The sequence below is a fragment of the Actinocorallia sp. A-T 12471 genome (genome assembly GCF_033875155.1).
Classification (GTDB): Bacteria; Actinomycetota; Actinomycetes; order Streptosporangiales; family Streptosporangiaceae; genus Actinocorallia.
The window spans coordinates 229,239-255,021 of the sequence record NZ_JAWZTE010000006.1; the positions used below are offsets into that span (position 1 = coordinate 229,239).

27 protein-coding genes and 1 tRNA gene are annotated in these 25,783 nt (G+C 69.0%); 12 read left to right on the forward strand and 16 right to left on the reverse strand.

Annotated elements, in window-relative coordinates; all coding sequences use genetic code 11:
- Positions 1-666 precede the first annotated feature (666 nt).
- From R9X44_RS19190 to R9X44_RS19205, 4 genes are all read left to right on the forward strand, one after another.
- Positions 667-1,104, forward strand: coding sequence for a DUF485 domain-containing protein (locus R9X44_RS19190; RefSeq protein WP_319815570.1), 438 nt, complete (start codon positions 667-669; stop codon positions 1,102-1,104).
- The gene (locus tag R9X44_RS19195; protein WP_319815571.1) at positions 1,101-2,813 is read left to right on the forward strand and encodes a cation acetate symporter; all 1,713 of its coding nucleotides are present in this window, start codon (positions 1,101-1,103) and stop codon (positions 2,811-2,813) included. Before R9X44_RS19190 ends, R9X44_RS19195 begins: the two co-directional genes overlap by 4 nt.
- A gap of 205 nt (positions 2,814-3,018) precedes the next feature.
- Complete coding sequence (locus R9X44_RS19200; protein ID WP_319815782.1) at positions 3,019-3,438, forward strand: protein phosphatase; 420 nt, start codon at positions 3,019-3,021, stop codon at positions 3,436-3,438.
- A 764-nt stretch (positions 3,439-4,202) separates the two neighbouring features.
- On the forward strand, positions 4,203-4,823 hold the full coding sequence (locus R9X44_RS19205; RefSeq protein ID WP_319815572.1) for a TMEM175 family protein: 621 nt from the start codon (positions 4,203-4,205) through the stop codon (positions 4,821-4,823).
- Here R9X44_RS19205 and R9X44_RS19210 read toward each other — a convergent pair.
- The 7 genes from R9X44_RS19210 to R9X44_RS19240 all read right to left on the reverse strand — a co-directional run bounded on the left by R9X44_RS19210 (position 4,745) and on the right by R9X44_RS19240 (position 13,101).
- Complete coding sequence (locus R9X44_RS19210) at positions 4,745-6,268, reverse strand: SDR family oxidoreductase (protein ID WP_319815573.1); 1,524 nt, start codon at positions 6,266-6,268, stop codon at positions 4,745-4,747. The genes R9X44_RS19205 and R9X44_RS19210 overlap by 79 nt on opposite strands.
- A gap of 115 nt (positions 6,269-6,383) precedes the next feature.
- Entirely contained in the window at positions 6,384-7,271 is an 888-nt protein-coding gene (locus tag R9X44_RS19215; protein WP_319815574.1) for an EamA family transporter, read from the reverse strand.
- A 239-nt stretch (positions 7,272-7,510) separates the two neighbouring features.
- The gene (locus tag R9X44_RS19220) at positions 7,511-8,788 is read right to left on the reverse strand and encodes a cation diffusion facilitator family transporter (protein ID WP_319815575.1); all 1,278 of its coding nucleotides are present in this window, start codon (positions 8,786-8,788) and stop codon (positions 7,511-7,513) included.
- Positions 8,785-9,243, reverse strand: a complete 459-nt coding sequence (locus R9X44_RS19225) for a metalloregulator ArsR/SmtB family transcription factor (protein ID WP_319815576.1) — start codon at positions 9,241-9,243, stop codon at positions 8,785-8,787. Before R9X44_RS19225 ends, R9X44_RS19220 begins: the two co-directional genes overlap by 4 nt.
- Positions 9,244-9,332: 89 nt before the next feature.
- Complete coding sequence (gene nhaA / locus R9X44_RS19230; RefSeq protein WP_319815577.1) at positions 9,333-10,607, reverse strand: Na+/H+ antiporter NhaA; 1,275 nt, start codon at positions 10,605-10,607, stop codon at positions 9,333-9,335.
- 397 nt (positions 10,608-11,004) lie between these two features.
- Positions 11,005-11,544, reverse strand: a complete 540-nt coding sequence (locus R9X44_RS19235) for a glutathione peroxidase (protein ID WP_319815578.1) — start codon at positions 11,542-11,544, stop codon at positions 11,005-11,007.
- 111 nt (positions 11,545-11,655) lie between these two features.
- Positions 11,656-13,101 carry a carotenoid oxygenase family protein gene (locus R9X44_RS19240; protein ID WP_319815579.1) on the reverse strand — a complete coding sequence of 482 codons (1,446 nt, stop codon included), beginning with the start codon at positions 13,099-13,101 and terminating at the stop codon, positions 11,656-11,658.
- Between the two features lie 76 nt (positions 13,102-13,177).
- Between R9X44_RS19240 and R9X44_RS19245 the strand changes: the two genes are divergently transcribed.
- Positions 13,178-13,858, forward strand: coding sequence for a TetR/AcrR family transcriptional regulator (locus R9X44_RS19245; RefSeq protein WP_319815580.1), 681 nt, complete (start codon positions 13,178-13,180; stop codon positions 13,856-13,858).
- On the opposite strand, the gene R9X44_RS19250 is transcribed toward R9X44_RS19245, so the two are convergent.
- The 5 genes from R9X44_RS19250 to R9X44_RS19270 all read right to left on the reverse strand — a co-directional run bounded on the left by R9X44_RS19250 (position 13,798) and on the right by R9X44_RS19270 (position 17,991).
- The gene (locus R9X44_RS19250) at positions 13,798-14,949 is read right to left on the reverse strand and encodes a cytochrome P450 (RefSeq protein ID WP_319815581.1); all 1,152 of its coding nucleotides are present in this window, start codon (positions 14,947-14,949) and stop codon (positions 13,798-13,800) included. The genes R9X44_RS19245 and R9X44_RS19250 overlap by 61 nt on opposite strands.
- Positions 14,946-15,380, reverse strand: a complete 435-nt coding sequence (locus R9X44_RS19255) for a 2,4'-dihydroxyacetophenone dioxygenase family protein (protein WP_319815582.1) — start codon at positions 15,378-15,380, stop codon at positions 14,946-14,948. The genes R9X44_RS19250 and R9X44_RS19255 overlap by 4 nt, the downstream gene beginning before the upstream one ends.
- A gap of 94 nt (positions 15,381-15,474) precedes the next feature.
- On the reverse strand, positions 15,475-16,095 hold the full coding sequence (locus tag R9X44_RS19260; protein ID WP_319815583.1) for a lysoplasmalogenase: 621 nt from the start codon (positions 16,093-16,095) through the stop codon (positions 15,475-15,477).
- A 1-nt stretch (position 16,096) separates the two neighbouring features.
- Entirely contained in the window at positions 16,097-16,777 is a 681-nt protein-coding gene (locus R9X44_RS19265) for a response regulator transcription factor (RefSeq protein ID WP_319815584.1), read from the reverse strand.
- Entirely contained in the window at positions 16,774-17,991 is a 1,218-nt protein-coding gene (locus tag R9X44_RS19270) for a sensor histidine kinase (protein WP_319815783.1), read from the reverse strand. The genes R9X44_RS19265 and R9X44_RS19270 overlap by 4 nt, the downstream gene beginning before the upstream one ends.
- Before the next feature lie 197 nt (positions 17,992-18,188).
- Between R9X44_RS19270 and R9X44_RS19275 the strand changes: the two genes are divergently transcribed.
- From R9X44_RS19275 to R9X44_RS35780, 4 genes are all read left to right on the forward strand, one after another.
- Positions 18,189-19,016 (forward strand): CPBP family intramembrane glutamic endopeptidase, encoded by an 828-nt coding sequence (locus R9X44_RS19275; RefSeq protein WP_319815585.1) that lies wholly within the window; start codon positions 18,189-18,191, stop codon positions 19,014-19,016.
- 73 nt (positions 19,017-19,089) lie between these two features.
- On the forward strand, positions 19,090-19,527 hold the full coding sequence (locus R9X44_RS19280; protein ID WP_319815586.1) for a VOC family protein: 438 nt from the start codon (positions 19,090-19,092) through the stop codon (positions 19,525-19,527).
- Positions 19,528-19,881: 354 nt separating this feature from the next.
- A complete protein-coding gene (locus R9X44_RS19285; RefSeq protein ID WP_319815587.1) occupies positions 19,882-20,256 on the forward strand; it encodes a hypothetical protein in 375 nt (124 codons plus the stop codon).
- Positions 20,257-21,012: 756 nt separating this feature from the next.
- Positions 21,013-21,378 (forward strand): tyrosine-type recombinase/integrase, encoded by a 366-nt coding sequence (locus tag R9X44_RS35780; RefSeq protein ID WP_413774964.1) that lies wholly within the window; start codon positions 21,013-21,015, stop codon positions 21,376-21,378.
- Positions 21,379-21,581: 203 nt separating this feature from the next.
- Here R9X44_RS35780 and R9X44_RS19290 read toward each other — a convergent pair whose 3' ends face one another.
- Positions 21,582-22,121 carry a hypothetical protein gene (locus tag R9X44_RS19290; protein WP_319815588.1) on the reverse strand — a complete coding sequence of 180 codons (540 nt, stop codon included), beginning with the start codon at positions 22,119-22,121 and terminating at the stop codon, positions 21,582-21,584.
- A gap of 59 nt (positions 22,122-22,180) precedes the next feature.
- Positions 22,181-22,783, reverse strand: a complete 603-nt coding sequence (locus R9X44_RS19295) for a hypothetical protein (protein WP_319815589.1) — start codon at positions 22,781-22,783, stop codon at positions 22,181-22,183.
- Positions 22,784-23,172: 389 nt separating this feature from the next.
- Here R9X44_RS19295 and R9X44_RS19300 point away from each other — a divergent pair, with 389 nt between their 5' ends.
- A complete protein-coding gene (locus R9X44_RS19300) occupies positions 23,173-23,565 on the forward strand; it encodes a hypothetical protein (RefSeq protein WP_319815590.1) in 393 nt (130 codons plus the stop codon).
- A gap of 96 nt (positions 23,566-23,661) precedes the next feature.
- On the opposite strand, the gene R9X44_RS19305 is transcribed toward R9X44_RS19300, so the two are convergent.
- On the reverse strand, positions 23,662-24,033 hold the full coding sequence (locus R9X44_RS19305) for a hypothetical protein (protein WP_319815591.1): 372 nt from the start codon (positions 24,031-24,033) through the stop codon (positions 23,662-23,664).
- Between the two features lie 344 nt (positions 24,034-24,377).
- Here R9X44_RS19305 and R9X44_RS19310 point away from each other — a divergent pair, with 344 nt between their 5' ends.
- A complete protein-coding gene (locus tag R9X44_RS19310) occupies positions 24,378-24,860 on the forward strand; it encodes a S1 RNA-binding domain-containing protein (RefSeq protein ID WP_319815592.1) in 483 nt (160 codons plus the stop codon).
- Between the two features lie 141 nt (positions 24,861-25,001).
- On the opposite strand, the gene R9X44_RS19315 is transcribed toward R9X44_RS19310, so the two are convergent.
- Positions 25,002-25,075: transfer RNA gene (locus R9X44_RS19315), tRNA-Gly, on the reverse strand.
- A gap of 86 nt (positions 25,076-25,161) precedes the next feature.
- On the opposite strand from R9X44_RS19315, the gene dcd reads away from it, so the two are divergent.
- Positions 25,162-25,743 carry a dCTP deaminase gene (dcd, locus tag R9X44_RS19320; protein WP_319815593.1) on the forward strand — a complete coding sequence of 194 codons (582 nt, stop codon included), beginning with the start codon at positions 25,162-25,164 and terminating at the stop codon, positions 25,741-25,743.
- Positions 25,744-25,783: the final 40 nt, after the last annotated feature.

Sequence of the window (25,783 nt, forward strand, 5' to 3'; positions counted from 1 at the left end):
CCCAACGCCCGAACCGCCAGGCGCTCACCACCCAGCACTCGGACCGCCAGGCGCTCACCACCCAGCACCCGCCGCCCAGCACCCAACCAATCAGCCGGGCACTCGCCCAACACCGAGACCGCCGACCACACGCCACCCGGCACCCCGCCCGCCAGGCGTTCGCCACCAAGCACACGTCACCCGGGCACCCACACCACCAAGCACCCGCCACCCGGCACCCCGCCCGCCAGGCACACGCCAGCCAGCACCCCGCCCGCCGAGCACTCGCAGCACCCAGACCGTCAAGCACACGCCGCCCGACATCCCGCCCGCCGGGCGCACACCACCCAGCACCCAAACCGCCCAGCACACGCCGCCCGACATCGCGCCCGCCGGGCGCACGCCGCCCAACGTGCAAACCGCCGGGCACGCGCCGGCCGACGTGCCGCCAGCCGGGCGCGCCGTCGTCCAGGGCGCGGACCGTCAGGCGTTCGCTGCCCGGTGCCCCGGCCCGCGCGGCCGGGGCGGGAAGGGGTGCCGTGTCCAGGGGCTTGGCGGGGGCATTGCCGGAACCTGGGAAGAGATGTAATCCATTCCGGTAATCCGCTGCAAAGCCGTGCACACCCGGTTATCGTTTGGTTCCGCTACGGAGTTGTCCGGCTACGGTAAGCAAGCCAAGGGGGCGGGATGGCGGCGGCGACAGTACGGCCCGGCGCGGAGCGGATGGGCGGTGAGTGCGCGGTCATCGCCGGGGACCGGAAGTTCCGGCTCCTCAGAGCCCGCTTCCAGCGCCTGGTGATCAGATTCGTCGGGGTCTTCCTCGGCTGGTACCTCCTGTACATCGGTCTTTCCGCGTTCGCACGCGGCTTCATGGCGCAGAGCGTCGTCGGCCATGTGAACGTCGCGCTGGTGCTCGGCGTGCTCCAGTTCGCCTCGACCTTCGGTCTCGCCTGGTACTACTCGCGCTACGCCCGTCGCATGCTCGACCCCCTCGCCGCCCAGCTCAGGGCCGAGTCCGAGCACCGGGTGCGCACCGCGCTGTGGCGTCCCGCCGAGGCTCCGCCGCAGCCGCCTATCGACCGCCGCGTCGCGGGCAGGGGCGTGCCGTCCGGTGGTCGTCCGTGATCGCCGCGGAGGGCAGACTGCTCACCCTCGGGCTGTTCGTCGCGTTCATCCTGATCACCCTCGGCATCACCTTCTGGGCCAGGGCCACCACCCGGGGAGCCGACGACTTCTACGCGGGCGGCCGCGCCTTCTCCGGCATGCAGAACGGGGTCGCGCTCGCCGGGGACTACATGTCGGCTGCCTCCTTCCTCGGCATCGCTGGCCTCATCGCCCTGTCGGGCTACGACGGCTTCCTGTACTCGATCGGCTTCCTCGTCGCGTGGCTGCTGAGCCTCCTGCTGGTGGAGATGATGCGCAACGCCGGCCGCTTCACCATGGCCGACGTGCTCAGCTATCGCGCGAGGCGGCAGCCGCGCGTGCGGACCGCCGCCGCGGTCTCGACCGTCGTCGTCTCGGTGTTCTACCTGCTGGCGCAGATGGTCGGCGCGGGCGCGCTGGTCTCCCTGCTGCTGGGCATCCGGCCGGGCGAGGAGTTCGCCGGGGTCTCCGCCGACGCCGCGCGGATCCTGACGATCGTCGTCGTCGGCGCGGTGATGATCTTCTACGTCATGTTCGGCGGCATGAAGGCCACCACCTGGGTGCAGATCATCAAGGCGGTCCTGCTGATCGCCAGCACGCTGGTGCTGACCATCCTCGTGCTGAGCCGCTTCGGCTTCAACCCGAGCGCGATGCTCGGCTCGGCCGCCGACGCCAGCGCCCGCCCCGAACGGTTCCTGCAGCCCGGCGGACGCTACGGCCAGGACGTCGCGGGGGACGTACTGCGCTCGGTGCTCAACAAGCTCGACTTCCTCAGCCTGGCGCTCGCCCTCGTGCTCGGCACCGCGGGCCTGCCGCACATCGTCGGCCGCTTCTTCACCGTGCCCGACGCCCGCGCCGCGCGCCGCTCGGTGAACTGGGCGATCGGCCTGGTCGGCGGCTTCTACCTGATGACGCTCGCGCTCGGCTTCGGCGCCGCCGCGCTCGTCGGCCACGAGGCCATCACCGAGCAGGACCCCGCGGGCAACACCGCGGCCCTCCAGCTCGCCCACGCGCTCGGCGCGCACTTCGGCGGACAGGTCGGCGGGGACATCCTGCTCGCGTTCATCGGCGCGGTCGCCTTCGCCACGATCCTCGCGGTCGTCTCCGGCCTCGTGCTCGCCTCCTCCACCTCCCTCGCCCATGACTTCTTCGGCCACGTGCTGATGTTCGGGCGGCCCCGCGAGTCGCAGGAGGTCGCGGTCGCCAGGGTCGCCGCGTTCTGCATCGGCACGCTGGCGATCGGGCTGGCGATCATCGCGCGCGACCTCAACGTGGCGTTCCTCGTGGCGCTCGCCTTCGCGATGGCGGCTTCGGCCAACCTGCCCGCGATAGTGCTGTCGCTGTTCTGGCGCCGCTTCACCTCGGCGGGCGCGGTCGCCGGGATCTACGGCGGCCTCGGCGGCTCCCTCCTGCTCGTCGCGTTCTCGCCCGTCGTCTCCGGCAAGGTCGACCCGGCGACCGGCCAGAGCCTTTCGCTGCTGCCCGCCGGAATCGACTTCGCCGTCTTCCCGCTGGAGAACCCCGGCCTGGTCTCCATCCCGTTCGGCTTCCTGTGCGCGATCGTCGGCACCCTGCTCAGCCCGGAACGCCCTGAGCCAGCGGCTTACGACGAACTCTCCGTCCGTTCCCTGACCGGCGTCGGCTCCCATCAGCCGCCGCCACGTGCTCCCAAACACCAGCGCACCCCCTAACCACAACAACCCGACAACTGCCGCGACCCCGGTGCCCGACGTCCGCCAGGACGCCGGGCACTCGCCTGCTCAGAAGCACGTTATTCGAGGTCACGCCCGATCTGACGAGCACCACATTACGCCCTGCGACGGACCGCGCACGAAAATATTTTCGATCTGTGGATAACTTGGCGCGGCTCCCGGTTATCGTCGGCTGGTGACAGCGATGTGGACTCATGGACCCGGTGTCCTGCGGCTGCCGTCGGGCCTGACCGTGCGCGGTCGTGGCCTGCGCGGGCCGCTGCCGGAAGGGCCGGAACTCCCCGAACTCGGGATCTACCTGCTCGGACGAGAGCCCTCCGACATCCCGTGGCAGACCCGGTGGGTGCGGTGCCCCGACTTCCGGACTCCCGCCGACCCCGCCGACGCGCGCGCCGCGTTCCGGCTCGCGCACGAGCGCGCCCGCTCAGCCCGCGTCGAGCTCGGGTGCGGCGGCGGCATCGGGCGGACGGGCCTCGCCCTCGCCTGCCTCGCCGTCATCGACGGCGTTCCCGCTGACGAGGCCGTCGCGTACGTCCGCGCCCACTACCACCCGCGTGCCGTCGAGACCCCCTGGCAGAAGCGGTTCGTCCGGCGTTTCGGATGACCGCGCGAGCCGCGCCCCCCGGTCGAACATCTCGAGGCACGCGACAAGCAGCCTCGGGTCCTTGTAGGTGCGGATGCACTCTTCGTCCGCTGTGCGGTATTTGCGCTTCTTCTTGGGCTTCTTGACGGGCGGCGCGGCGGGCCGTGCCTGCTCCTGCGTAGCGCGCGGCCGGGGCGGCTCCGGCGCGGCCTCCACCCTCGGTCGCGGCGGAGCCGGCCGGTTCGGCTTGGCCGGCTTGGACGGTCTGGACGGCTTCGGCGGCGTGAAGTCCTCGGGCCTGATCTCGTCGTCCGGGAAGGCGTCGATGATGATCGGTCCGCTCGTCGGCTCCGAGTCCACGAGCGTCGGCAGCACGGGGTTCGGGCGGGACAGCTCGGTGGGCGTGTAGTCCACGACCACCGGAGGTCCCGGCTCCACGCTGCGGACGACGGTCGAGGCCGGAGCCGCCCGGTTGGCCGCCGCGGGCAGCGGAGGCGGTCTCAGCACCGACGTCCAGAGGATCGCGACCCCTCCGGACAGCAGGGCGGTCGAGGTCGTCACCCGGACGGCGAGGCCGACCCGTCGTCTGACCGTGGCCCGGTGGTCGAGTTCGTCACGGCACCACTGGGGCAGCGGCGGGGCGGGGTTCTTCCGGGGATCGGGGGCGGTCCCCATGGCGGTGTACACGTCCATGCGCGCGACCCAATCAACGCGGGCCGCGACCCGCGCCCCACTTGGAACGACGATTACCGGGCGTGCCCACTCCTTCGGGCTAGCGTGCGCTGATGAGCACGTTCAGGGAGTCGGAGAGGCTCGTCAACTTCACCGACGCGGTAGTCGCGATCGCCCTCACCCTGCTGGTCCTGCCGCTGGTGGACGCCGTCGGGGACCAGGCCGACCGAGGCGGGGGAGCGCGGGAGTTCCTCGCGGACAACGCGTGGGCGATCTTCGGCTTCCTGCTGAGCTTCGCGGTGATCGCCCGGCTGTGGATGGTCCACCACCGGCTGTTCCAGTACGTCCGCGCCTACAACGCGCCGCTCATGCTGTGGGACCTCCTGTGGGTCCTGACGATCGTCTGGCTTCCGTTCCCGACGGAGATGATCAGCACCTTCGCGACGAGCGACAGGTTCACCGCGGGCGTCTACATCGGCACGATCCTCGCGGCGAGCGCGTGCCAGACCGTCATGGCGTTCCTCATCACGCGTACGCCGGACATTCAACACCCGGAGACTCACCTCCCGCGGATCGACGTCCTCAGCTCGGCCACGGCGACGGGCCTTCTGCTGCTCGCGCTCGTGGTGTCCTCGGCCATCCCGGGCGTCACGTACTACGCGTTGCTTCTGCTCTTCCTCTCCCCGCTCGTCGTGCGCGTCCTCTCTCGGGGCGTCTCCTCGCGGGACGCCTGACGCGCCGCCTCCCGGACGATGTTGCGCGGCATCCGGCCGAAGATGATCCCATGGAACGGGGTCAGAACCTTCCAGTAGAGGTGCCCGAGGAGCCCTCGCGGATGGAACACGGCGCGCTGACGCAGCAGCGTACGTCCGTGCGCCTCGTGGACGCCGAGCTCGAGCCAGGCGAGTCCGGGAAGCATCATCTCCGCGCGCAGCCGAAGGAGCCTGTGCGGAACGACGTCCTCCACACGCCAGAAGTCCAACGCGTCGCCTACTCGCAGTCGCTTGGGATCGCGCCTACCGCGTCGGAGCCCTACGCCGCCGACGAGCCTGTCCAGGAATCCCCGCAGCCTCCACGCGACGGGCAGGGAGTACCACCCGTTGTCCCCGCCGATGCCCTCTATCACCGACCATACGGAGTCCGCCGGAGCGTCCGTGACGGCGACGCGCTCGTCCACATACAGGCTGCCGCCCGCCCAGTCGGGGTCGCTCGGCAGCGGGTCGCTGGGCCGTCCCGGCGTCAGGGCCGACGACCACCGGGTCGCCACAGACGCCTCGCGGATACGGCGCAGGGCGAGCTCGACGGACTCGTCGAAGCCTATGAGACCTCCGGGAGGGTCGGGTATGAGCGCCCGGATGGCGTGGTCGCGGCACACCACCTCGGTGCGCAGCCCTTCGACCAGCGGGCGCGCGATCGCCCGTGGCACCGGCGTCACGACCCCCACCCAATGGCTGGACAAGGACGGCGACAGTACGGGCACCGGAATGATGAGCCGTTTCGGCAGCCCGGCTATCGCGGCGTACCGCTGCATCATCTCCTGGTAGGTGAGGATGTCCGGCCCTCCGATGTCGAAGGAGCCGCGCACTATGCCGGGGACGGAAGCGCACGCGGTGAGGTAGCGCAGGACGTCCCGGATGGCTATCGGCTGGATCCTGGTGTGCACCCACCTGGGCGTCACCATGACGGGCAGCCTCTCGGTCAGGTAGCGCAGCATCTCGAACGACGCCGATCCGGAACCGATGATCGTCGCGGCGCGCAGCACGATCGCGGGCGACTCCCCGGCGAGCAGGATCTCGCCGACCTCGTTGCGCGAGCGCAGGTGCGGCGAGACGGCCCGGCCCGAGCCGAGGCCGCCCAGGTAGACGATCCGGGTCACCCCCGCGCGCGCGGCCGCGTCCGCGAACGTCCAGGCCGCCTCGCGGTCGCGTTCGGCGAAGTCGCGGCCCGCGCCCATCGCGTGGACCAGGTAGTAGGCGACGTCCATGCCGTCGAGGGCCGCGCCGATCGCGTCGGGGTCGAGGACGTCGGCCTTCACCGTCTCGACGTCGCCCGCCCAGGGTTGGCCGCGCAGGTTCTCGGGGTGGCGCGCCGCACATCGGACCGTATGCCCGACCTTGAGCAGTTCGGGCACCAGCCGTCCGCCGATGTAGCCGGACGCTCCCGTGACGAGGATCCGCATGCCCCTCACCCCTCCATACGTGGAGTACCAGGACATCAACTCTAAGTTACGAAAGATCGCCCTTCGTGGGCGGGGCCCGGCGTGACCCTCGGGGGACTACGCCGGGCCCCAAGGCTCACCTGTCAGACGTCGTCAGAGCGGCGAGGGCAAGGGCGAGGACCACAAGCCCGGCCCAGGACAACGCCGGCAGGTACTCGTTCAAGACGAGGACCCCCAGCAGAGCCGCCACAGCGGGTTCGGCGAGGGTGAGAACCGTCGCCGTCTGGTCCGAGGTGTTCCGCAGACCGACCCCGAAGAGCCGGTACGCCAGGAAACAGGTGAAGAACGCCAGGTAGACGGCGACCGAGGCACCCCGCGCGCTGACGAGCCACCCGGGTCCGGCGACGAGGACGACGGGCAGGGCGAGCACGGCGGCCGCGCCGAACATCGCCCCCACCACCGCGCCCGAGTCCTCGCCGTCGGCGATGAGACGGCCCGCGACGAGGGAGTACCCCGCGTAGGAAGCGCCCGCGACGAGCGCGAGAGCGACCCCGAAGAGTTCCACGCGCGCGCCCGCCGCGTCGAGCGCGGGCCCGAGGACCAGCGCCGCGCACCCGGCGACCGCCGCGCACGTCGCCCACATCCAGCGCGCCGACGGGCGGCCCTGGCCGAGCCGCCAGGCGATGAGCCCGGCGAAGACCGGCGCGCTGCCGAGCGCGACGACCGTGGTGACGGCGACGCCGGTCATCGCCACGGCCGGGTAGAACGTCACGGGATATCCCACGACGGCGACCGCGCCCAAGGCGAGCGGCCCCTTACGCCTCGGGGCAGCACCCGTCACAAGCCGGAGTGAGCCGCGCGTCGTGAGCATGAGCAGCAGACCGCCTAGGACGAGCCCCGCCGAGCCGACCGCCGCCGCGTCGGCCCCCGCGGGGGCGAACGACGCGACGGTGCCCGTCGTCCCCCACAGCACGCTCGCGGCGAGGATGGGCAGCGGCCCGGCGACGATCCGGGACCCGGACACGGGTCGAGAGAAGCGAACAGATTCCTGATTCTGCACGAAAGGCACTTTCCGTCTCGAAGCACTGGAGAACGAGAGACGGACGGCATGCGGAACATACCGGCGCACCCGGCCGGGTTCCTCGGAAAGGCTTCAGCCCGCTGCGTCCGTCAGACGGCGAGCGGGGGAAGCACGGTGTGCCAGTACCTGTTCACGTCAGCAGGATACCGATCACGGACTGACGGGTCCGTGCGGCTCCAGGATCAGCAGGCGTGCCGGGGCGGGGCCCCGCCGTCGGCCGCGTCGGCCCGCTGGGCGCGGCCGATCGCCAGGTACTGCTCGGGGGCGTGGTCGACCTGGAGGGTCGTGTGGTTGATGCCGAGGCCGCGCAGCAGGGATTCCAGGTCGCCGCGCACCGCGTGGCAGTCGCGTCCCGGCGTGACGAGGATGTGCGCGGACGCCGCGGGCATCCCCGACGTGATCTGCCAGATGTGCAGGTCGTGGACCTCGCTCACATGCGGGCTCGCGGCGAGCAGCGGACCGACCTTCTCCGGCTCGAGCCCTGCGGGGGCCGCCTCCAGCAGAATTCTTCCGGACTCCCTGACCAGCCCGACGCCCGCCTTGACCATCAGCACGACGACGACGAGCGTCGCGATCGCGTCGGCCCGCGCGAACCCCGTCAGGACCATGACGAGGCCCGCGACGGCGGTCGCGATGAACGCGAACAGGTCGTTCAGGATGTGTTGGAACGCTCCCTCGACGTTCAGGCTCGACCGGTTCGCCTTGGACAGCATCCAGGTCGCCACGAGGTTCACCACGACCCCGACCAGCGCCGTCACCAGGACGAGGGCCCCGCCGACCTCGGGCGGCTCGAGGAACCTGTGCACCGCCTCGTAGGCGAGCCAGGCCGCGAGCAGGAGCAGCGTCAGCCCGTTGGCCTGCGCGGAAAGGATCTCCGCGCGCTTCAACCCGTACGTGTAGCCGCCCTTGGGCGGCCGCGCGGCGAGCCGCATCGCGATCAGCGCGAGCACGATCGACATCGCGTCGGTCAGCATGTGCGCCGCGTCGGAGATCAACGCGAGCGAGCGCGCGACGACCCCGACGACGACCTCACCCGCCATGAACACGACGATCAACACGAGCGCCCCGGTCAGCCACTTCCGATCAGCGTCCACCCCGACCGCATGCCCGTGCCCGTGCCCATGGCCGTGCCCGTGCGCCTTCCCACGGCCGCGTCCAGAGGAGGCAGCCCCGTCGGTGAGCGACGCCCCATGCCCGTGCGAGGCCGCCTCCCCCGCGGAGAACGACGCCTCGTGCCCGTGCCCGAGCACCCGCTGTTGCCCGCGTCCAGACAAGGCGGCCTCGTCGGCAGGCGACGCCTCGTGCCCGTGCGGCAGCGCCTTTCCGCGCCGACGGAACGCCGCGCGGCCGCGCCCGTCACCGTTCGTGCCCCCGCCGTTCGCGCCGCCGTCAGCGCCCATGCCGTTCGCGCCGCCGCCGTTCGCGCTTATGCCGTCGGCGCGCTTGTCGTTTGGGCTCATGCGAGACCGGCCGGGGTGTCGGCTGTGGTCGGAGCGGCGGCCGGGAGGGCGGCGTCGCGCTCGGGGTGGGCGGTGGCCGGGGCGTGGCCCACGTGCGTGAGCGCGACGTCGAGGAGCATCCGCACGTGCGCGTCCGCGAGCCGGTAGTACGCCATCCGTCCCGACCTGCGGGAGGTCACGACCCGATGGGCACGCAGCAGCCGCAGGTGGTGGGAGGTCGCGGACTCGCTCGCCCGCGCCACCACCGCGAGGTCGCACACGCACATCTCGCCCTCGAGCAGCGCGACGAGCACCCGCAGCCGCCCCGGATCGGACAGCAGCCCGAACACGTCGGCGAGTTCGACGACGTCGTCGTCGGCGGGCATCGCCTCGGTCACCACGGCGACCCGCGCGGGATCCACGACCCGGACGGCGCATCCGTCCACGATCATCTGCTCATCTGAACCACTGCTCATATGTCGAGATTAAGGCAAGCCTCCTTCCGTGTCACGACTTACCCGGATCCGTCTTTCGGCCAACCAGGGTGTGAACCTTCGCGGACGTCTCAGCCGCGCTGGTAGATGTCGGGGATGCCGTCGTGATCGTCGTCGCGCGTTTCGGCCTCGTGAATGCGCCGGTAAGCGCGGTTGCGCAGGCGCAGGATCACCGCGGCGAGCGCGCTCGCCGTCAGCGACGCGGCGAGCACCGCGATCTTGACGTGATCGGCGGTCTCGCCCTCGCCGAAGGCGAGTTCGCCGATCAACAGCGAGACCGTGAACCCGATCCCCGCGAGCAGCGACAGGCCGAGGACGTCGAGCCACGACAGGTCGGCGTCGAGATCAGCGTGGCTGAACCGCGACACAAGCCAGGTCGCGAGCATCACCCCCGCCGGTTTGCCCAGGACCAGGCCCGCGAAGACCCCGACGGCCACCGGGTCCGTCGCCGCGCTGCCGAGGCCCACGGTCCCGCCGAGGGCGACGCCCGCCGACATCAGCGCGAACAGCGGTACCGCCACCCCCGCCGACAGCGGCCGGAACCTGTGCTCGAAGTGCTCGGCCAGGCCGGGACCCGCCTCCGGGCCGCCCGCGCGGCTGCTCCGCAGGACGGGCACCGCGAACCCGAGCAGGATCCCCGCCACCGTCGCGTGGACTCCCGAGGCGTGGACCAGGGTCCAGGTCGCGGCGGCGAGCGGCAGCAGCAGCCACCACGCGCGGACCCGGCGCTGGACCAGCAGGGTGAACAGGCCGAGCGGGACGAGCGCGCCGAGCAGGGGCGGCAGGGACAGATCCGCCGTGTAGAAGAGTGCGATGATCGTGATCGCGATCAGATCGTCGACGACCGCGAGGGTGAGCAGGAAGGTCCGCAGGGCTGTCGGCAGGAAGCGGCCGAGGACGGCCAGCACCGCCAGGGCGAAGGCGATGTCGGTCGCCGTGGGGATCGCCCACCCCTTGGCCGCGCCCGGGGTTCCCCAGACGACGGCCAGGAACACCAGTGCGGGCAGGAGCACCCCGCCGCACGCCGCCGCCACCGGGACCGCCGCCCGGCGCGGATCGCGCAGGTCGCCCGCGACGAACTCGCGTTTCAGCTCCAGCCCCGCCACGAAGAAGAAGATCGCGAGCAGGCCGTCGGCCGCCCACGCCCCCAGCGACAGGTTCAGGTGCAGGGCGTGCGGCCCGATGGTGAACTCGCGCACCGCCGCGTAGGAAGAAGCCCACGGAGAGTTCGCCCAGACCACCGCCGCCAGCGCGCCCGCGAGCAGCAGCGCCCCTCCGACGGTCTCGGCCCGCAGGATCTCCGCGATCCGGCCCGCCTCTGGCCAGCTGCCCCGCCCGAGGATCACTTGGCGTCCGTTTCCGTTTTCGCCGCGCATCTGTGCTCCCGTCGTCTGAACCGTCGCCGAAATACCGCCGACCAGACTTCCCGGCACACCAACGAACAACATTACCCAGAAGCCGCGAAACCACCGCGAGCCCCCTGCCGCAACCGCGCAGAACCACAGCCTTGCAGCGCATCACCGCCACCTTCCGCCTCGATCGATTACACCCTCACCGTGCCACGCCGCAAGCCCCGTTTTGAGTTATCCACAGGCCGATTTTTACGACCCTCCGCCCGGGATGACCTGCTAAAAGACCAGAAATGCCGATTAGCCGTCCAAACAAAATGCGAAAGGCGTCCGGCTCCCCAACACACGGGGAAACGGACGCCAGACGACGGGCGCGAAGGTGATGTGCGGGACGTCAGGCGGGGAGGGCCGCCTCGAGGTCGGCGCGGATCTCCTCCGGGGTGACGGTCGGCTCGTAACGACGGACGACGCCGCCGTCGGGGCCCACCAGGAACTTCGTGAAGTTCCACTTGACCTCGTCGGTGCCGACGGCCTCCGGGCGGGTCTTCTTGACGTGCTCGAACAGGAAGCCGTGGTCCGGACCGAAGTCGCCCGGGGCGGCCGCGCGCAGGTGCGTGTACAGCGGGTGGGCGTCGGGGCCGTTGACGTCGATCTTGGCGAGCACGGGGAAGGTCACGTCGAACTTCACCGAGCAGAACTCCTGGATCTCGGCGTCGCTGCCGGGCTCCTGGCCGCCGAACTGGTTGCAGGGGAAGCCGAGCACCTCAAGTCCGCGCCCCTTGAACTCGCGGTACAGCGCCTCAAGGCCCTCGTACTGAGGGGTCAGGCCGCACTTGCTCGCGACGTTGACCACAAGGACGGTGCTGCCGGCGAGGTCGGCGAGGTCGCGGGTGCCTCCGTCGGCCGTCGCCACCTGGAAATCGTGGACGCTCATGATGGTTCTCCTCAACTCTCCCGGCGGGCATTTACGACGAACAACCCACCAATGACCACTCCGACACTAAACGAAGGGCCATAGCGCGGCGGAACTCCACCCGCCTCCTTGTCAGGGCGTGGGAAGCGTCTCCGGTCCTGGCACGGGAGCGTCCGGCGAGGCGACCCGGCGCGTGAACGTCCCGTGGAAGCCGAGCGGCAGGTGGTGCGGGAGATGCACCGAGGCGACCGGCGCAAGGCCGCGCGCGTCGAGCACCTCGAGGCGGGAGCGGTGCTCCTGCGACGAGTAGACGACGACAAGGAGCCATCCGTCGTCCTCCGCCGAGTCCGGCGTCCTGGGCACGAAGATGGGCTCCCCGACGTACGCGTCCGCGCCGAAGGAATGCGCCTGGACGGCTCCGCCCTCACCGTCCACCTTGAGCACGCTGTCGTACGGGCCGGAGGCAGCCGTCCTGCCCGTCATGTAGGTGAACCGATGTCTGCGTCCGGACAGTCGCCAGTCGTACTGCGGGAACTCTCCGGGCACGTCAGCCAACTCCTCGGCTATGACGCGTCCGGCGGGCGTTATCCGGTAGCGCATGAGCCTGCTCGGAGGCAGTGCGGTGAACGAGGTCCGGAAGTCGGTGAGGTCCCTTTTGAGGGTGGCGAAGTCCTCGAAGAGGACGAGGTCCACGACGGTGTCGGGCCCGTCCTCGAAGGCGTTGGACACGTGCACGTGGACCAGTGCCTCGTGCTCGATGATCCGGGCGGGGCCGCCGTTACGCGGGACGAGGACGAAGCGCGTCCCCTTCGCCGGGCGGTGGTCGAGCGACGCCATCACGCCGCGGCCGGAGGCGAGCCCCAGCGGGTCGATCATGTACGGGTCGAGGACGAAGACGAGATGGCGCGAGGTCAGGGCGACGTCGTGGTTCCACGGCATGTCGAGGATCCGTACCGAGGCCAGACGGCTCATGCGCCCATGCCGGTCGGCCTTCCAGCAGTTCAACGCGGGCAGGGGAGTGAAGTCCTGTCCGAAGTTGAACATCTCGCCCGTCTGCGGGTCCCACTTCGGGTGCGCGGAGAACGACTTAAGGAGGCCGCGCAGGACGCCGTCGAAGGTGTAGGTCCCGTACGTCCGCAGGGTGTCGGGGTCGAGGCGGTGCGGCGGGCCGCCCTCCCACAGCGCGAGCAGCTTGTCGGCGTGCAGGGCGACGCCGGTGTTGGCGACGTTCGCCGGCGCCCTTCCGACGTTCGCGAGGAATCCGCCGGGACGGACGGTGCCGACCCCCGGCCTGCGCACCCGATCTGAGGTGAGGGACTCCTGAAACTGGGACGTACGCACATAACGGTTGCGGAAGCGAACGGAACGCCCGTCGAAGATGAACTGGGACACCATGCCGTCGCCGTCGAAGAGGTGGTCGAGCCGGGTCCGTCCGATCTCCCATCTTCCGGGGCCTATGCGGTAGAGGGTCCCGGTAAGTTCCGGCGGAAGCACGCCGTCGATCTGGGGCGCGGTGTAGTCGTGCTCGTCCGTCAGGGGTTCAAAGATGCGTCCGAGGGCTGGGGCGATGGCTGCCATGGGGGTGGTCCCTCACATCTGGATACATTAATATCCAGACGCTAAATTGTGGATGCGGGTGTGTCAAGATTTTGGGGTGACCACCCGCACCTACGGCGGCGTCGCCGCGGCCGACCGGCGCGCCGAACGCCGCGCCGCCCTGCTCAAGGCGGCCCTCGACCTCCTGGGAACCGAGGGCCTGCGCGCCACCACCCTGCGCGCCGTATGCGCCCGTACCGGGCTCAACCAGCGCTACTTCTACGAGAGCTTCGCCGACCTCGACGCCCTCCTCGCCGCCGTCTACGACGGGATCGCCGCGGAGACCGCGCGGGCGGCCACCAGAGCCGTCCTCGCCGCGGGACCCGAGGCGGACCTCAGGGATGTCGTCCGGGCCGCCGCGGAGGCCGTCCTGGAGCTCGGCGGGGCCGATCCCCGCAAGGCGCGGATCGCGCTGGTCGAAGCGCCCGCCAGCCCCGTCCTGCGGGCCAGGAGCAAAGCCGCGCAGCGCCAGTGCGCCGACCTCATAGCGCGCTACGCCCGCGACCGCTACGGCGTCCCGCAAGGCTCCGACGCGCTCATCGGCTTCACCTCGGTGATGCTCGTCTCCGGCTGGACCGGCGCGCTCACCGCCTGGCTCGACGGCGAGATCCCGGCGTCGGCTGCCGAACTCGCCGCGATGTTCGCCGACGCCGCGCACACCGCCGCCCAGGCCGCCGCTCAAGGCACGAGCGTCAAAGGCAGCGAACGCAAGCCCGCGACCACAGACGAGCCGTTGTAGCGCGCTTGACCCGTGCGTTCCAGCGCGCGGAAGCGACCCGTCAGCTCCTCAAGGGCGATCCGCAGTTCCATCCGGGCGAGGGCCGCGCCGAGGCAGAAGTGCGGCCCGAAGCCGAAGGCGAGGTTCAGGGCGGCGGGCTCGCGCGTCACGTTGAACTCGCCGGCGGTGGGGCCGAACGCCTCAGGGTCCCGGTTCGCCGCCCCGTACAGGAGCATCAGCTTCTCTCCTGCCGCTATCCGCGCGCCGCCGAGCTCCGCGTCGGCCGTCGCGGTGCGCAGGAAGTACACCACCGGCGACGTCCAGCGCAGCATCTCCTCGACCGCGCCCGGGATCAGCTCCGGCCGCTCCCGCAGCAGCGCCCACTGGGCCGGGTCTTCGGCCAGGGCAAGGAGGCCGCCGGAAAGCGAGTGCCGCGTCGTCTCGTTGCCGGCCACGAAGAGCTGGATGAGGAACATGACGAGTTCCCCGTCCGTCAGGCGCTCTCCCTCGAGTTCGAGGACGGCGAGCTGGGAGATGACGTCGTCGCCGGGGGAGGCACGCCTGGCATGGGCCTGCTCCACAAGGTAGAGGCCGCATTCCATGCGCAAGGAGTTCCGCTCTTCTTCCGGCAGCTCCGACGCCCCGGGGACGAACGCCTCCGACCAGGCGTAGAACCTCGCCCAGTCGTCCTCGGGGATGCCGAGCAGAAGGCAGATCACCTGCAGGGGCAGCGGGACGGCGAACTCTCCGACGAACTCCTTGGGCTCAGCGTTGAGCAGCGAACCCACTCTTTCGCGTATGTCGCCCTCCAGGCCGCGCAGTACCGAGCCGCGAAAGGCCGGGGCTACGAGCTTGCGATAGCGGGTGTGCTCAGGCGGGTCGGTGTGCAGCAGCGTAGGAGGACGCTCGTAGGTGACGCCGAGCTCCTCCAGAAGGATGCCGTCGCGGTTGCGGAACGCGGCCGGGTCCGTCACTGCCTTGAGTACGTCGGCGTGCCTGCCGACGAGCCAGAGCGGCAGCTCCGGATGACGCACAGGGCCGCGCCCGTACAGCTCCGCGTAGAACTCGGCGGGATGCCCGTCGGCGTAGTAGCCGTCAGGGAAGCCCTTCACCTGAGGACGCCCTCTGGACGCGGGAAGCCGGACGCCGCGCACAGCGCGTAGTACGCCCCGAGCAAGGTCTCGGAATCGACGACTCCAGTGACCGACCCGTCTTCGCCGTACTCCACGTACGCGCCCTCGACCATGAAGAGCACGTCGGCGTCTTCCAGCACCGTAAGCGTGTGCACGGATCCGGCGGGCTCGTGGATGAACGTCCCTGCCGCGTACTCCACTCCCTGCTCCGCGTAACACCACCGCCCGGAGAAGGTGAACCCGTTCACCGATCCCGTGTGCTTGTGCGTCGGAAGCCGGTATCCCGCCTTGAACCTGTTGCGCACGGCGAACCCGGTAGGCGTCGCCCGAAGCAGCTGAATCCCTACGTCACCGGCATAAACCCACGGAACATCCGCCTCGTGCACATGCCCGACCTGAAGCTCCTCCACACCGACTCCTCTCATCCAAGCAAACGCTAGGTTGATCGCACCGCCGGACGCAAGGGCCCGCGCGGTCGGCGACTCGCGCGTTAGGCCGGACCCCCTACGGACGCCCGCTTACGGCCGCGCGCACACCCGAACGCAACGACCCGGACGCGAGGAGATACTGCGCGGCTATATACGTCACCATCACCAGCAGCCCGCGCCCCGCGAAATCCAGGTCGGCGATACCGACGGCGATGAGCGTGTCCGAAAGCAGGAAGAGCGCCCCGCCAAGGCCGGTCCACAGCCCCTGGACGGCGGTGACGACTGCCGTCGCGGTCAGCAGCAGCGAGTACCCGGCCACCGGGAGCTGCAGATCACCGAGCCCGGACCACAGGACGGCGACGAGCACCGCCCACACGACGCCGTACGCCCCGACGACTGCCCATCTCAGACCTCCGGCCGCTCGGAAGAAACGCCCAAAGAACACGACATAACAGATATGCGCCGCCGCGAAGAACCCCATCCCGACGATGAAGAACCCGTCGAACTCCAACGCCACGTCCCCGCCCGCCGACAGCGCGAGCCCGGCGACGACGAGCCGCGGCCCGCCGCTCCGGTGCAGCCAGAACGCGAGAACCGGCATCAGCAGCGCCTTCGTCACGAACTCCGCGACCGGAACCCCCGCCGCGAGCGCCGCGAGATGCGCGGCCCCAAGAACGAAGTACAACAAAAGCGCCATCTCACTCACCGATTCCGGGGGTCAGGGCTCCGGCCTCGTAGGCGAGGACGACGGCGTGCGTCCGGTTGTTGGCGTCGAGCTTCGCCAGCACGTTGCCCACGTGGGTCTTCACCGTCTCGAGGCTGACGGTCAGCCTGCGGGAGATCTGCTGGTTGGACAGGCCCTCGGCCATCAGACCGAGGATCTGCCTCTCGCGTCCGGTGAGCGCGACAGACCCCCGTGACGCGCGCGGCACGATGGGCCGCCGCGATACGGCGAGTTGGCGTACTTCCGCCGGAAAGAGGACTGAATCGCCGGACGCCACAAAACGGATCGCGTCGGCTATCTGCGTCGAAGGCGCACGCTTACGGATGAATCCGCTCGCACCGGCCACCAGGGCATCCCAGACGTACTCGTCGTTCTCGAACGTCGTGATGATGACGATCTTGGGCGGATCTGGGACTTCCTCGCGAATCCGTCTCGTCGCCTCGATGCCGTCCATCCGGGGCATACGGACGTCCATCAGCACAACGTCGGGCCTCAGCCGTTCGGCCAAGGCGAGGGCGTCGACGCCGTCGGCGGCCTCGCCGACCACCGTGAGACCGGGCTTCGCCGACAGAAGCGTGCGCAGGCCCGCCCTGGTGAGCTCCTCGTCGTCCACGACGAGCAGGGACACCGACGGTTCGGGGGGCGCGGCGCTCATGCCGACGACGGTAGCGGAATGTCGGCTTTGAGCTGCCAGCGTGCGCCGTCGTCCGAGGGGCCCGCCGACAGCTCCCCGCCCAGCACCCGCACCCGCTCCGCCAGCCCCTCGAGCCCGCTTCCCCCTCGTCCGCGACGGCCCCGCACGCTGACGGGGTTGGAGAGCGACACCTCAAGACTCCCGTCGGCTACCGCGACCCGAAGCCGGACGTCACGCTTCGCGCCGTGCCGCAGCACATTCGTCAGCCCCTCCCGGACGATCCGGTAGACCTCCGCCGACGCCGTCGACGGCACCCCCGCCAGGTCCCCGGACGTCGCCACGACCACCTCGGCCCCGGCCTGCCGCACCCGCTCCACCAGGGACTCGAGGTCGGCGAGGGTGCCGCGCGGCCGCCTCGGCGACGGCTCCTGACGCAGCGCGCCGAGGACGTGGTCGAGATCGTCCATCGCGGCCCGCGACGTCTCCTCGATGCTGCGCAGCGCCCGCCTCGCCTCCTCCGGATCCCGGTCCATGAGTTCGAGCGCCACGGCCGCCTGGATGGTGGACGCCGTCAGGGTGTGCCCGATGGAGTCGTGCAACTCCTGGGCGATCTGGGTGCGGCGGGCCAGCGCCGTCAGCCTGGCCTCGGCGACGGCGAGGCGCTCCGCGGCGTTCGGCCCGAGGAGGACTGGCGCGAGCCGCCGCAGCACGAGCGTCGCGACCGCGGTGACGCCTCCCGCGACGAGCAGGAACCCGAGGCCGAGCAGGAGCGTCCATCCGCCCTGCCAGCCGGGCGGTATCTGGAGGTCGAACCCGATGAGGACCACTTCGTCCCCTCCGCCGAGCCACACCCCGGGGAACACGAACGCCGCGAGCAGGCAGAACAAGGTCGTCGCGGTCACCGTCCAGCCGATCGCGGCGTGCGCGGCAAGCCAGGCGAAGGTGCGCGTCCGGTCGGCCCAGCGCGAGAACGGCGGCTCCACCGGGGCGGGCAGCTCCGCGCCGAGCAGCCGGTCGGCGAGCCATACGAGCCCGCGACGGCTCGCGCGCGGCAGCGCCATGACGGCGAGCGTCACGGAGCATCCCAGGACGAACCCGGCAGCACGCAGCCAGGACGGCCATTCCGGCAGGACGAACACCGCGCCGACGGCCAGCGGCGGCAGGCTCGCCGCACTCCCCAGACCGGCGAAAACCCACCCAAGCCACATGTCCCTGGCGATAACCGGACGAAACATCTCACGCACGGTTCGCACTGTAGACCTGTCGCTCCGTCGCCGGCCTCCCCCGAAAGAGCCAGGCGGACGTCCCGGAAAAGGGTGACGCCCGGATGGCCCGAACCAGCGATGCGCCCATTTCCCGTTTGATGCGACGGTTATGTCTCCTCTTCAGAAAGGCGTCCACCATGACGCATCAGATGGGTCGAGAACAGAACATGGAAAAGAGATCGCGCACCAAGGGAATAGTCGTCTTCCTCGCCATCTCCTTCGGCGGGACTTGGATATGGCTGTTCTTCGCCACGGCCGTCCTCGGCCTTTCCCCGCTCAATCCCCTGCTGCAACTGCCCGCCGCGTGCATGCCCGCGCTGGCCGCGGTCGTCGTCCGCAGTCTTGTGACGCGGGAGGGCTACCGCGACGCGGGACTCCGCCTCAACCTGCGCCGCTCCTGGCCCTACTACCTCGCCGCGTGGATCGGCCCGGCCGGCGTCGCCGTCGCCACCCTGGCGCTCGCGGCCCTGGTGGGCCTGTGGCATCCGGACCTCTCCGGCCCCGGCGGCTTTCTCCCCGGCTCCAAGGAACTGCTTTCCCTCGGTGCCCTGATGCTCGTCGCCCTCGTCCTCACCCCGCTCTACCTGGGTGAGGAATTCGGCTGGACCGGCTATCTCCGCCCGCGCCTTTACGGCGGCCGCCCGCTTCCCTCCACCATCGCGACCGGCCTCATCTGGGCGGTCTGGCATTTCCCGCTCGCCTTCATCGGCTACGTCGAATTCCCCGATCTCCTTGTCGGCCTCCTTATCTGGACGATCTCCTTCCAGCTCCAGGAGGTCATCCTCACCTGGCTCTACACCCGCAGCGGCTCCATCTGGACCTCAGGACTGGCCCACGCGGGCAACAACATGGTCCTGTTCTTCATCCTCGGCGAGCTCCTCGACACCGGCGCGGACCTCGGCCCCACCTGGCCCATGGCGCTCTCCCTCGCCCCCATGGCCCTCATCTCCCTCTGGATCACCACGACCCGCAAACTCACCCCCACCCACCCCTGAACCAACGAACCACCCATTCCTGACGAACCCGTCGCGCCGCCGGACTGTCAGCCCCACTCCCTACGCTCGCCCCATGACCGTTCAGCGGATGGACAACGTCGCCATCGTCGTAGAAGACCTGGACGCGGCCATCGCGTTCTTCTCCGCCCTGGGCCTGGAACTCGAAGGCCGCGCCCACATCGAGGGCCCCTGGGCCGACCAAACCGTCGGCCTCCCGAACATCCAAAGCGAAATAGCCGTCCTCCGCACCCCCGACAACCACAGCAAACTAGAACTCACCGAATACCTGACCCCACCCCCGATCCCCACCTCCACTCCCCCACCCCCCAACACCCTCGGCCTCCACCGCATCATGTTCGCCGTAGACGACATCGACGCCACCCTCGCCCGCCTCCGCCCCCACGGCGCCCAACTCCTAGGCGAAGTAGCCACCTACCAATCCTCCTACCGCCTCTGCTACCTCCGAGGCCCCTCCACCACAATCCTCGCCCTAGCCCAACAACTCCCCTAACCAACCCAAAAGACCCCACCCCAGACCTAGATCCCAACTGGACGGCGCCAACGAAAAGGTCGCCCTACTCCAAGCAATCGTCGCCCAATAGGTCCTCGAAGACCGTCCTGCGGCAGGAGCTGTCGACGTGACCACGGTGTCTGGTGACGTACCGCCTGGTCAAGGTCTCGCAGCGCTCGGGCGCGGGCTTCAGGAGTCCGGTAAGCAGATCGTTCAGGGGGACCGGCACCGGAGCACAGCCGCACTCAACACCGATCACGGTGCCCAGTCCACGCCAGTCAGGTATCTCACAGCCTGGCCACGATGCTCTGGTTCCGAGGGACTCCTCGCAGTTCCGGGTCCTAGTGTCGCGGCATGGACGCCAGCAGAGCAGCCGCAGAGCGCGCCGGCGAGGTCGACGGCCGCCACTACACCGAATGGGTTCCCGTCCTCAACGAGATGCGTACGGAGAAGCGAGACGACGAAAGCCTCGTTCTACTCGGGAAGATCCTTAATGCGGTCGAGATGGTTTCGGCTATCGAGCAGACCCCGGACCTTCCTCCCGGCCACCGGGTCGCGCCCGGCTACTACAAGCGGGTCGCCACCATCCATCGCAAGCGCAAGGACTACGCGGCAGAAGTCGCCGTCCTCGAGCGGTACCAGAAACTCGTCGACTGGCGGGAGTCGAAACTGTCGGCCAGGCTGGAGAAGGCGCGTTCCCTGCTCGCCAAAGCCGAGAGCGCGAACTAGGCGAGGCGTCCTTAACCCTCGGCCGCACCGGCAGCCCGGTGCCTTCCTGGTCGGTCACTGCAAGCCAGGCCCGAGGAGTTCTTCGCGCGCCCCGACGAAGCCGGAGTTCTGGTCGGCAGGCGCCACAGCGAGCGGAACCCTCCAAGGTGACCGAATGCAAGATCGGCCTGCCGGGCGACATCACGAAGAACGGGCAGCAGGTCTGGTTCTCCGGCAGGCTTGCCCCGGAGCGGTCCGATCCGGCACTCCCCTCCAATCCGTCCGCCTCTCCGCGAGCCGCGTGAACCCCACAGGAGCGCGAGGTCGTGGTGCCGCGCAGCATCCCAAGCCCGTCATGCAGGCCGCCCACCGGTTCCAGTGGAGCAGCAGCCCACAAGTCCGCTCGGACATCGCCGCAGCCACCACCGGCGGTCCTTTCACACGGCCACCACACGACCCGAAACCCTCTCCAGACCGACATCGCCGACGTCAACCTTGCCGCCTATCCGCCTCGTCGACGAAGTGGCCGTCATTCCCTACGGCGCCACGCAATGGTCCACGTTCTTCCTTGTGGGCCAGGCTGACACTCCCGGGACCGCAGTTACCGCCACAGCACCACCACCGCGTACGGCCTGGGCAAATGCAGCTGCCCCCACTGCCGAGCAGCCGTAACCGCCTACCGAGCCAAACGCCGAGCCGAAGGCAAGGACACCCCCGCAACCCCGGCCCCACCGACCCCGACCCCCACATCCCCGCCTCCACCTTCCGCAGCAAGACCTGGACCCCCGCCAAGCCGCCCGCCTCACCCACAAACCCAAATTCCACGACCTCCGCCACGCCCACGCCTCCTGGCTCCTAGCCGGCGGCGCCGACCTCCAGGTCGTCAAACAACGCCTAGGCCACGCCAAGATCTCCACCACCGAGCGCTACCTCCACACCCTCCCCACCGCAGACGCCACCGCCCTAGACGCCCTCAACAAGATCCGCGTACCCAAGTCCCCGACCACCCCCGACTCAGCCGATCCCGACCTTCAAGCCCAACTCGAAGCCGCCAACGAGAAGGTCACCCAGCTCCAAGCAGCCATCGCCCAACAAGTCCTGGACCAGCACCTCAACAACACTCCGAACCTCCGCCTCGCGTAATCGGCGGCGGGGCTGTACACCCGGCAGCCCCGCCCCTTCACCATCCGTAAGCTCACGACGAGGCACCGTTCTTGTCGAGTACCACGCTATGCAGGGCGAATGTCTCGGCCCGGATCCACGTAGTTATCAGGCTTCATTAGGCGATCTTGGCTGGATGTTCCGCCACCCGATCTCACCCCGTCTGGCGGGCGTTGGCGGGTAGGTCAGGTTCCGCCGAGGTCAAGGTCGCGTGCGTGGTCGGGCGAGAGGATGATCGGGCCGCGCCAACCGCGGACCACCGCGGCGATATGCGCGCGTTCGGGTGCTGCCGGGTAACTGCTGATGCCGCGCGACCAGTTCTCCAGAAGACCTTCGGTAGTGGCGAGCCGGGTCGTGACGAGGGTGTGGGCGCGTTGTTTGTTGTCCCAGGTATGCCAGAGCGCCCACCCTTCGGCCCTGGGTGCGACTCCCAGAAGCCGACAGAGGCGCTCGTAGGTTCCCGCAGGTCCGAGTAGCGATCCGGGTGTGATCAGCGCGGCTCCTCCCAAACCGATGCCGGGTCTGTCTTCGAGACAACCGTCTCCTTCGAAGTGGTAGTGCCTCACCGAGCTGGCGATCTTGTTGATGGTGCGCTGGAGTGGTGTGGCGTCGTCAGGTTCAGGCCCGTGGCTGAGCCGGCCTTCTTCGCCTGCTCGGGTGACGAGTTCCCGCGCGAGCAGCTCGATGCCTCGCAGATAGTCCAATTCATCCGGATCTGCGCCCATCCAGGGAGTGTCGCATCACCAGGTGCCGACCGCTCTCGGATATCAGAGCTCCCAGGCTTTCAGGCTCTTCCTCCGGCACCGCGCGCCAGCCAGATGTGTGTGGAGCAATGTGCGGCCAGTTCAGGGTCATCGAGGAGCGGAACGGCTGCGGCGATGGCTGCCTCTCGGACGAGGGGTTCGGGATCGACCCATAGAGGGGCCAGCGCGCGGAACACCAACGGGCGGACAGCACGGGGACGCTGAAAGGCGGGCCTTTCTCGCAGAGACACCCCGAAGGAGAGGCTGAGTCGTTCGGTTTCGTCGTCGACGTCCTCGAAGACAGTCCGGAGCCACTCCAACAGGGCAGAGCGAAGTAGCCGAAGAGGGCTGCCTGTACCTGCCGCAGTGCCGAGAAGCCGCACCCCGTCGGTCTGCGGGTCACGGAGAATCGCTGTCACGTACAGGACAGCGGGAGTAGTCGAGTCGACCACGGTGTTCTGGTGATGCACCGCTTGATCAAGGTCGCGCAGCGCTCGGGCGCGGACATCAGGTGATCCGGTAAGGAGATCCTTGAGGAGGACCGGCACAGGGGGGCAACCCTGTTCAGAACTGAACAAGACCTCCAGTCCGCTCCAGTCGGTCTCCGCGAGAATCCGCCCGGCCTCAGCAAGATCGCCAATCATCTTGTCAGTCCGGCGTCTCGGGCAGATCCATGCCCTACCCATGCGAACCTCAGGACGACGATCGCGCGCCTCAGCTTCACCGGGTCCTTCGCCGACCGGGTGGTCCGCTGCAACCGGCGGCCCTCCTCCATCGACAACGCCCGCACGAACACCTCGGGTCTTCGTGCCACGACCGCCTCCCACAACGAGCCTGAGACAAGGCTGCCGCGCCCACCCGCCTAGATCAAATAGCCCAGGAACGTTCAGGGATGAGCCACTGAGAGTGGGCACTCGTTCGAGCGGTCATTGCAAGAATGGCCACTATGCAACGTTTTGAGGTTGAGAGTCTTGCACTTCTCCCGGGGCAGCGCGTCCAGGCGAAGGTTCTCAGCCACGAGCCGTGGGGACTCATGACGTCGATCGAGGGATATGAGCACCTTGGCTCTTCTATCGACCTGTTCCAGCAGGGCGCCCCTCCGCCCAACCATGAGCAGTGGCCGGAGTTGTATCCCGTCGGATCGGCGATCGACACCGTGGTCATGAGAATCAGCCGAGAGCATGCGCCGGCCTGGGTCCGGTTGAGTATCCGGCCGGAGGACCTCCAAGCCTTCCGCGCGATGTGCGACTTCTGCTTGAGGCCCACGATCTTGAGTCCGGGAGGCGACGGCCTCGTCTTGGACATCCGCAGTAACGACGGTGCCGGTGCCACTACGGTCATCGCGCATCGTGAATGCCTAGCCGAGCGTGTAAGCCCGGAAAGCGTTGGACAACAGGCACGAATCCGCAAGGTCGGTCGGCCTTAAGCCCGTCAGCTCGACTTCCCGCCGGGACGATGCTCGATAAGGGCGGCCAAGGACGATCTACATGTGCGAGCGGTCGATCCTCCACGCCCTCGTACGTCATCGATGCGCTGGCCGAGGGTGTTCCGAAGTGAGGACGGAGCTGGTCCGGTCGAGGAAGTTCGCTACGGGTTGGGATGCGCGGTACGGGGTGAGGGCGGTGGTCAGCTGGGATAGGTGGCCTCGGCAGCGGGCCGAATCGACCTGGCCCTGGAGCAGGGTGAGGGACTGGTTCGCGTGGGAGAGGGCCTTCTCCAGGTCGGGGTGGGGCTGGCGGATGTAGGTGGTGGCCAGGAGGGTGTTGCGGAGGGCGTCTTCTCGGGAGTAATCGAGGCCCTGGAGGGATTGGCGCAGGTGGTGGCGGGCGCGGGTGTGGTCGCCGGTGCGTAGGTGGCAGTAGCCGGCTTGGCCGTGGGCGTGGGCCGGGGTCATCCAGTAGCTTCACTCGTCGTGGGGGCTGTGTCGGTCAGGGCATCGAAGGCTTCGTCGATGGAGCGGCGGGTGTCGGTGTCGCGGCGGGCTTCAGGACTGCCGGTAAGGAGATCATTCAGGAGGACCGGCACATGACCGCGCTCAGCTCCGATCACGACGCCAAGTCCACCCAGTCGGTCTCGGCGAGAATCCGGCCAGATCGGGAAGCCCGTCGATCATCGTGCGTGTATGGCGGCTGACGCCCAGGTTGGATCCGAACTCCAGCGGTACAACACAATCTCCAGCAGCACTCGCCGATCTGATGTCTTACCAGCTACCAGGAGGAGGCATAGTCTCGGCTGATCATGGACGATGCGGTAGGTCTGGGCGATTTCGAGGCGGGGCAGGTCTGCCTGGGTGTGGTGAGTTCTGTCGAGCCCTTCGGGGTCTTCGTGGATGTCGGTGGTGTGCGCGGGCTGGTGAGGGTGCCGGAGCTGTCTTGGCAACGGATCGATGCGACCAGCGAGGTCGTCTGCGAGGGCCAGGAAGTCTTGGTGATGGTCCTCCATGCGGATCTTGAGCGCGGGCAGCTGTCTTTGTCGTTGAAGGCGTTGCAGGATGACCCGCTGGTAGAGGTGGCCCGTACTCTGTTGGGCAAAGTGCTCACTGGTCCGGTGACGAAGGTGGTCCCGATCGGGGCTTTCGTTGAGGTGGCCGAGGGCATCGAGGGTCTCGTTCCCCTGGCTGACTTCCATGAGAGGCGCCTGCCGGTCTGCGGCCGGCAACTCCGGGTCTGTCTCCGTGAGATCAATCTTCAGCGACGCCGCGTGGGACTCACGTTGGCCTGAAGGGTTGAAGAGCAGTCGGCGGTCCCCAACTCACCAGCGATGGTCTGGCTGAGGGCGTTCTGTGGTGAGGATGGAGCTCACTCGGTCGAGGAAGCTGGGGTGAAAAAAAAACCCCGGCTCAGGGGGATGAGCTGGGGTTTGTGGAGCGGATGACGGGAATCGAACCCGCGTGGTCAGCTTGGGAAGCTGGAGTTCTGCCATTGAACTACATCCGCTTGGCGGTGTGGGGGCCGCCGGGGGACAGCTTAGCAAGGATCGGGGGGTGTGTGGGAGGGGTGTGGGGGGCGGTAGCGTTGGGCGGGTGTTGCTCTCTGATCGGGATATTCGGGGTCTGGTGGAAGCCGGGCGGGTGGGGATCGAGCCGTTCGATCCGGGGATGGTGCAGCCGTGCTCGGTCGATGTGCGGCTTGACCGGTACTTTCGGGTGTTCGAGAACCACAGGTATCCGCACATCGACCCCGCCGAGGAGCAGAGCGATCTGACGCGGCTTGTGGAGGTGGAGGGGGACGAGGCGTTCATCCTGCACCCGGGCGAGTTCGTGCTGGCGTCCACGTATGAGGTGTTCTCGCTCGCCGACGATGTGGCGGCGCGGCTCGAGGGCAAGAGCTCGCTGGGACGGCTCGGGCTGCTGACGCACGCGACGGCCGGGTGGATCGACCCCGGGTTCTCCGGGCATGTGACGTTGGAGCTGTCGAACGTCGCGACCCTGCCGATCAAGCTGTGGCCCGGGATGAAGATCGGGCAGATGTGCCTGTTCCGGACGTCGTCGCCGGTGGAGCACCCGTACGGGTCGCAGCAGTACGGCTCCCGGTACCAGGGGCAGCGCGGGCCGACGCCGTCGCGGTCCTTCCTGAACTTCCACCGCACCGAGATCAAGGACTAGTCCCAGATCGACAGAAAAGGGGAGCCTCCGGGCTCCCCTT

Excerpts from the sequence above, each read along its gene's own strand:
- R9X44_RS19190 (WP_319815570.1), top strand. The coding sequence starts at position 667 with ATGGCGGCGGCGACAGTACGGCCCGGCGCGGAGCGGATGGGCGGTGAG.
- R9X44_RS19200 (WP_319815782.1), top strand. The coding sequence starts at position 3,019 with ATGTGGACTCATGGACCCGGTGTCCTGCGGCTGCCGTCGGGCCTGACC.
- R9X44_RS19205 (WP_319815572.1), top strand. The coding sequence starts at position 4,203 with ATGAGCACGTTCAGGGAGTCGGAGAGGCTCGTCAACTTCACCGACGCG.
- R9X44_RS19210 (WP_319815573.1), bottom strand. The coding sequence starts at position 6,268 with ATGCGGATCCTCGTCACGGGAGCGTCCGGCTACATCGGCGGACGGCTG.
- R9X44_RS19220 (WP_319815575.1), bottom strand. The coding sequence starts at position 8,788 with ATGAGCCCAAACGACAAGCGCGCCGACGGCATAAGCGCGAACGGCGGC.
- R9X44_RS19225 (WP_319815576.1), bottom strand. The coding sequence starts at position 9,243 with ATGAGCAGTGGTTCAGATGAGCAGATGATCGTGGACGGATGCGCCGTC.
- R9X44_RS19235 (WP_319815578.1), bottom strand. The coding sequence starts at position 11,544 with ATGAGCGTCCACGATTTCCAGGTGGCGACGGCCGACGGAGGCACCCGC.
- R9X44_RS19240 (WP_319815579.1), bottom strand. The coding sequence starts at position 13,101 with ATGGCAGCCATCGCCCCAGCCCTCGGACGCATCTTTGAACCCCTGACG.
- R9X44_RS19260 (WP_319815583.1), bottom strand. The coding sequence starts at position 16,095 with ATGGCGCTTTTGTTGTACTTCGTTCTTGGGGCCGCGCATCTCGCGGCG.
- R9X44_RS19265 (WP_319815584.1), bottom strand. The coding sequence starts at position 16,777 with ATGAGCGCCGCGCCCCCCGAACCGTCGGTGTCCCTGCTCGTCGTGGAC.
- R9X44_RS19270 (WP_319815783.1), bottom strand. The coding sequence starts at position 17,991 with ATGTTTCGTCCGGTTATCGCCAGGGACATGTGGCTTGGGTGGGTTTTC.
- R9X44_RS19275 (WP_319815585.1), top strand. The coding sequence starts at position 18,189 with ATGGAAAAGAGATCGCGCACCAAGGGAATAGTCGTCTTCCTCGCCATC.
- R9X44_RS19280 (WP_319815586.1), top strand. The coding sequence starts at position 19,090 with ATGACCGTTCAGCGGATGGACAACGTCGCCATCGTCGTAGAAGACCTG.
- R9X44_RS19285 (WP_319815587.1), top strand. The coding sequence starts at position 19,882 with ATGGACGCCAGCAGAGCAGCCGCAGAGCGCGCCGGCGAGGTCGACGGC.
- R9X44_RS19290 (WP_319815588.1), bottom strand. The coding sequence starts at position 22,121 with ATGGGCGCAGATCCGGATGAATTGGACTATCTGCGAGGCATCGAGCTG.
- R9X44_RS19295 (WP_319815589.1), bottom strand. The coding sequence starts at position 22,783 with ATGATTGGCGATCTTGCTGAGGCCGGGCGGATTCTCGCGGAGACCGAC.
- R9X44_RS19300 (WP_319815590.1), top strand. The coding sequence starts at position 23,173 with ATGACGTCGATCGAGGGATATGAGCACCTTGGCTCTTCTATCGACCTG.
- R9X44_RS19305 (WP_319815591.1), bottom strand. The coding sequence starts at position 24,033 with ATGACCCCGGCCCACGCCCACGGCCAAGCCGGCTACTGCCACCTACGC.
- R9X44_RS19310 (WP_319815592.1), top strand. The coding sequence starts at position 24,378 with ATGGACGATGCGGTAGGTCTGGGCGATTTCGAGGCGGGGCAGGTCTGC.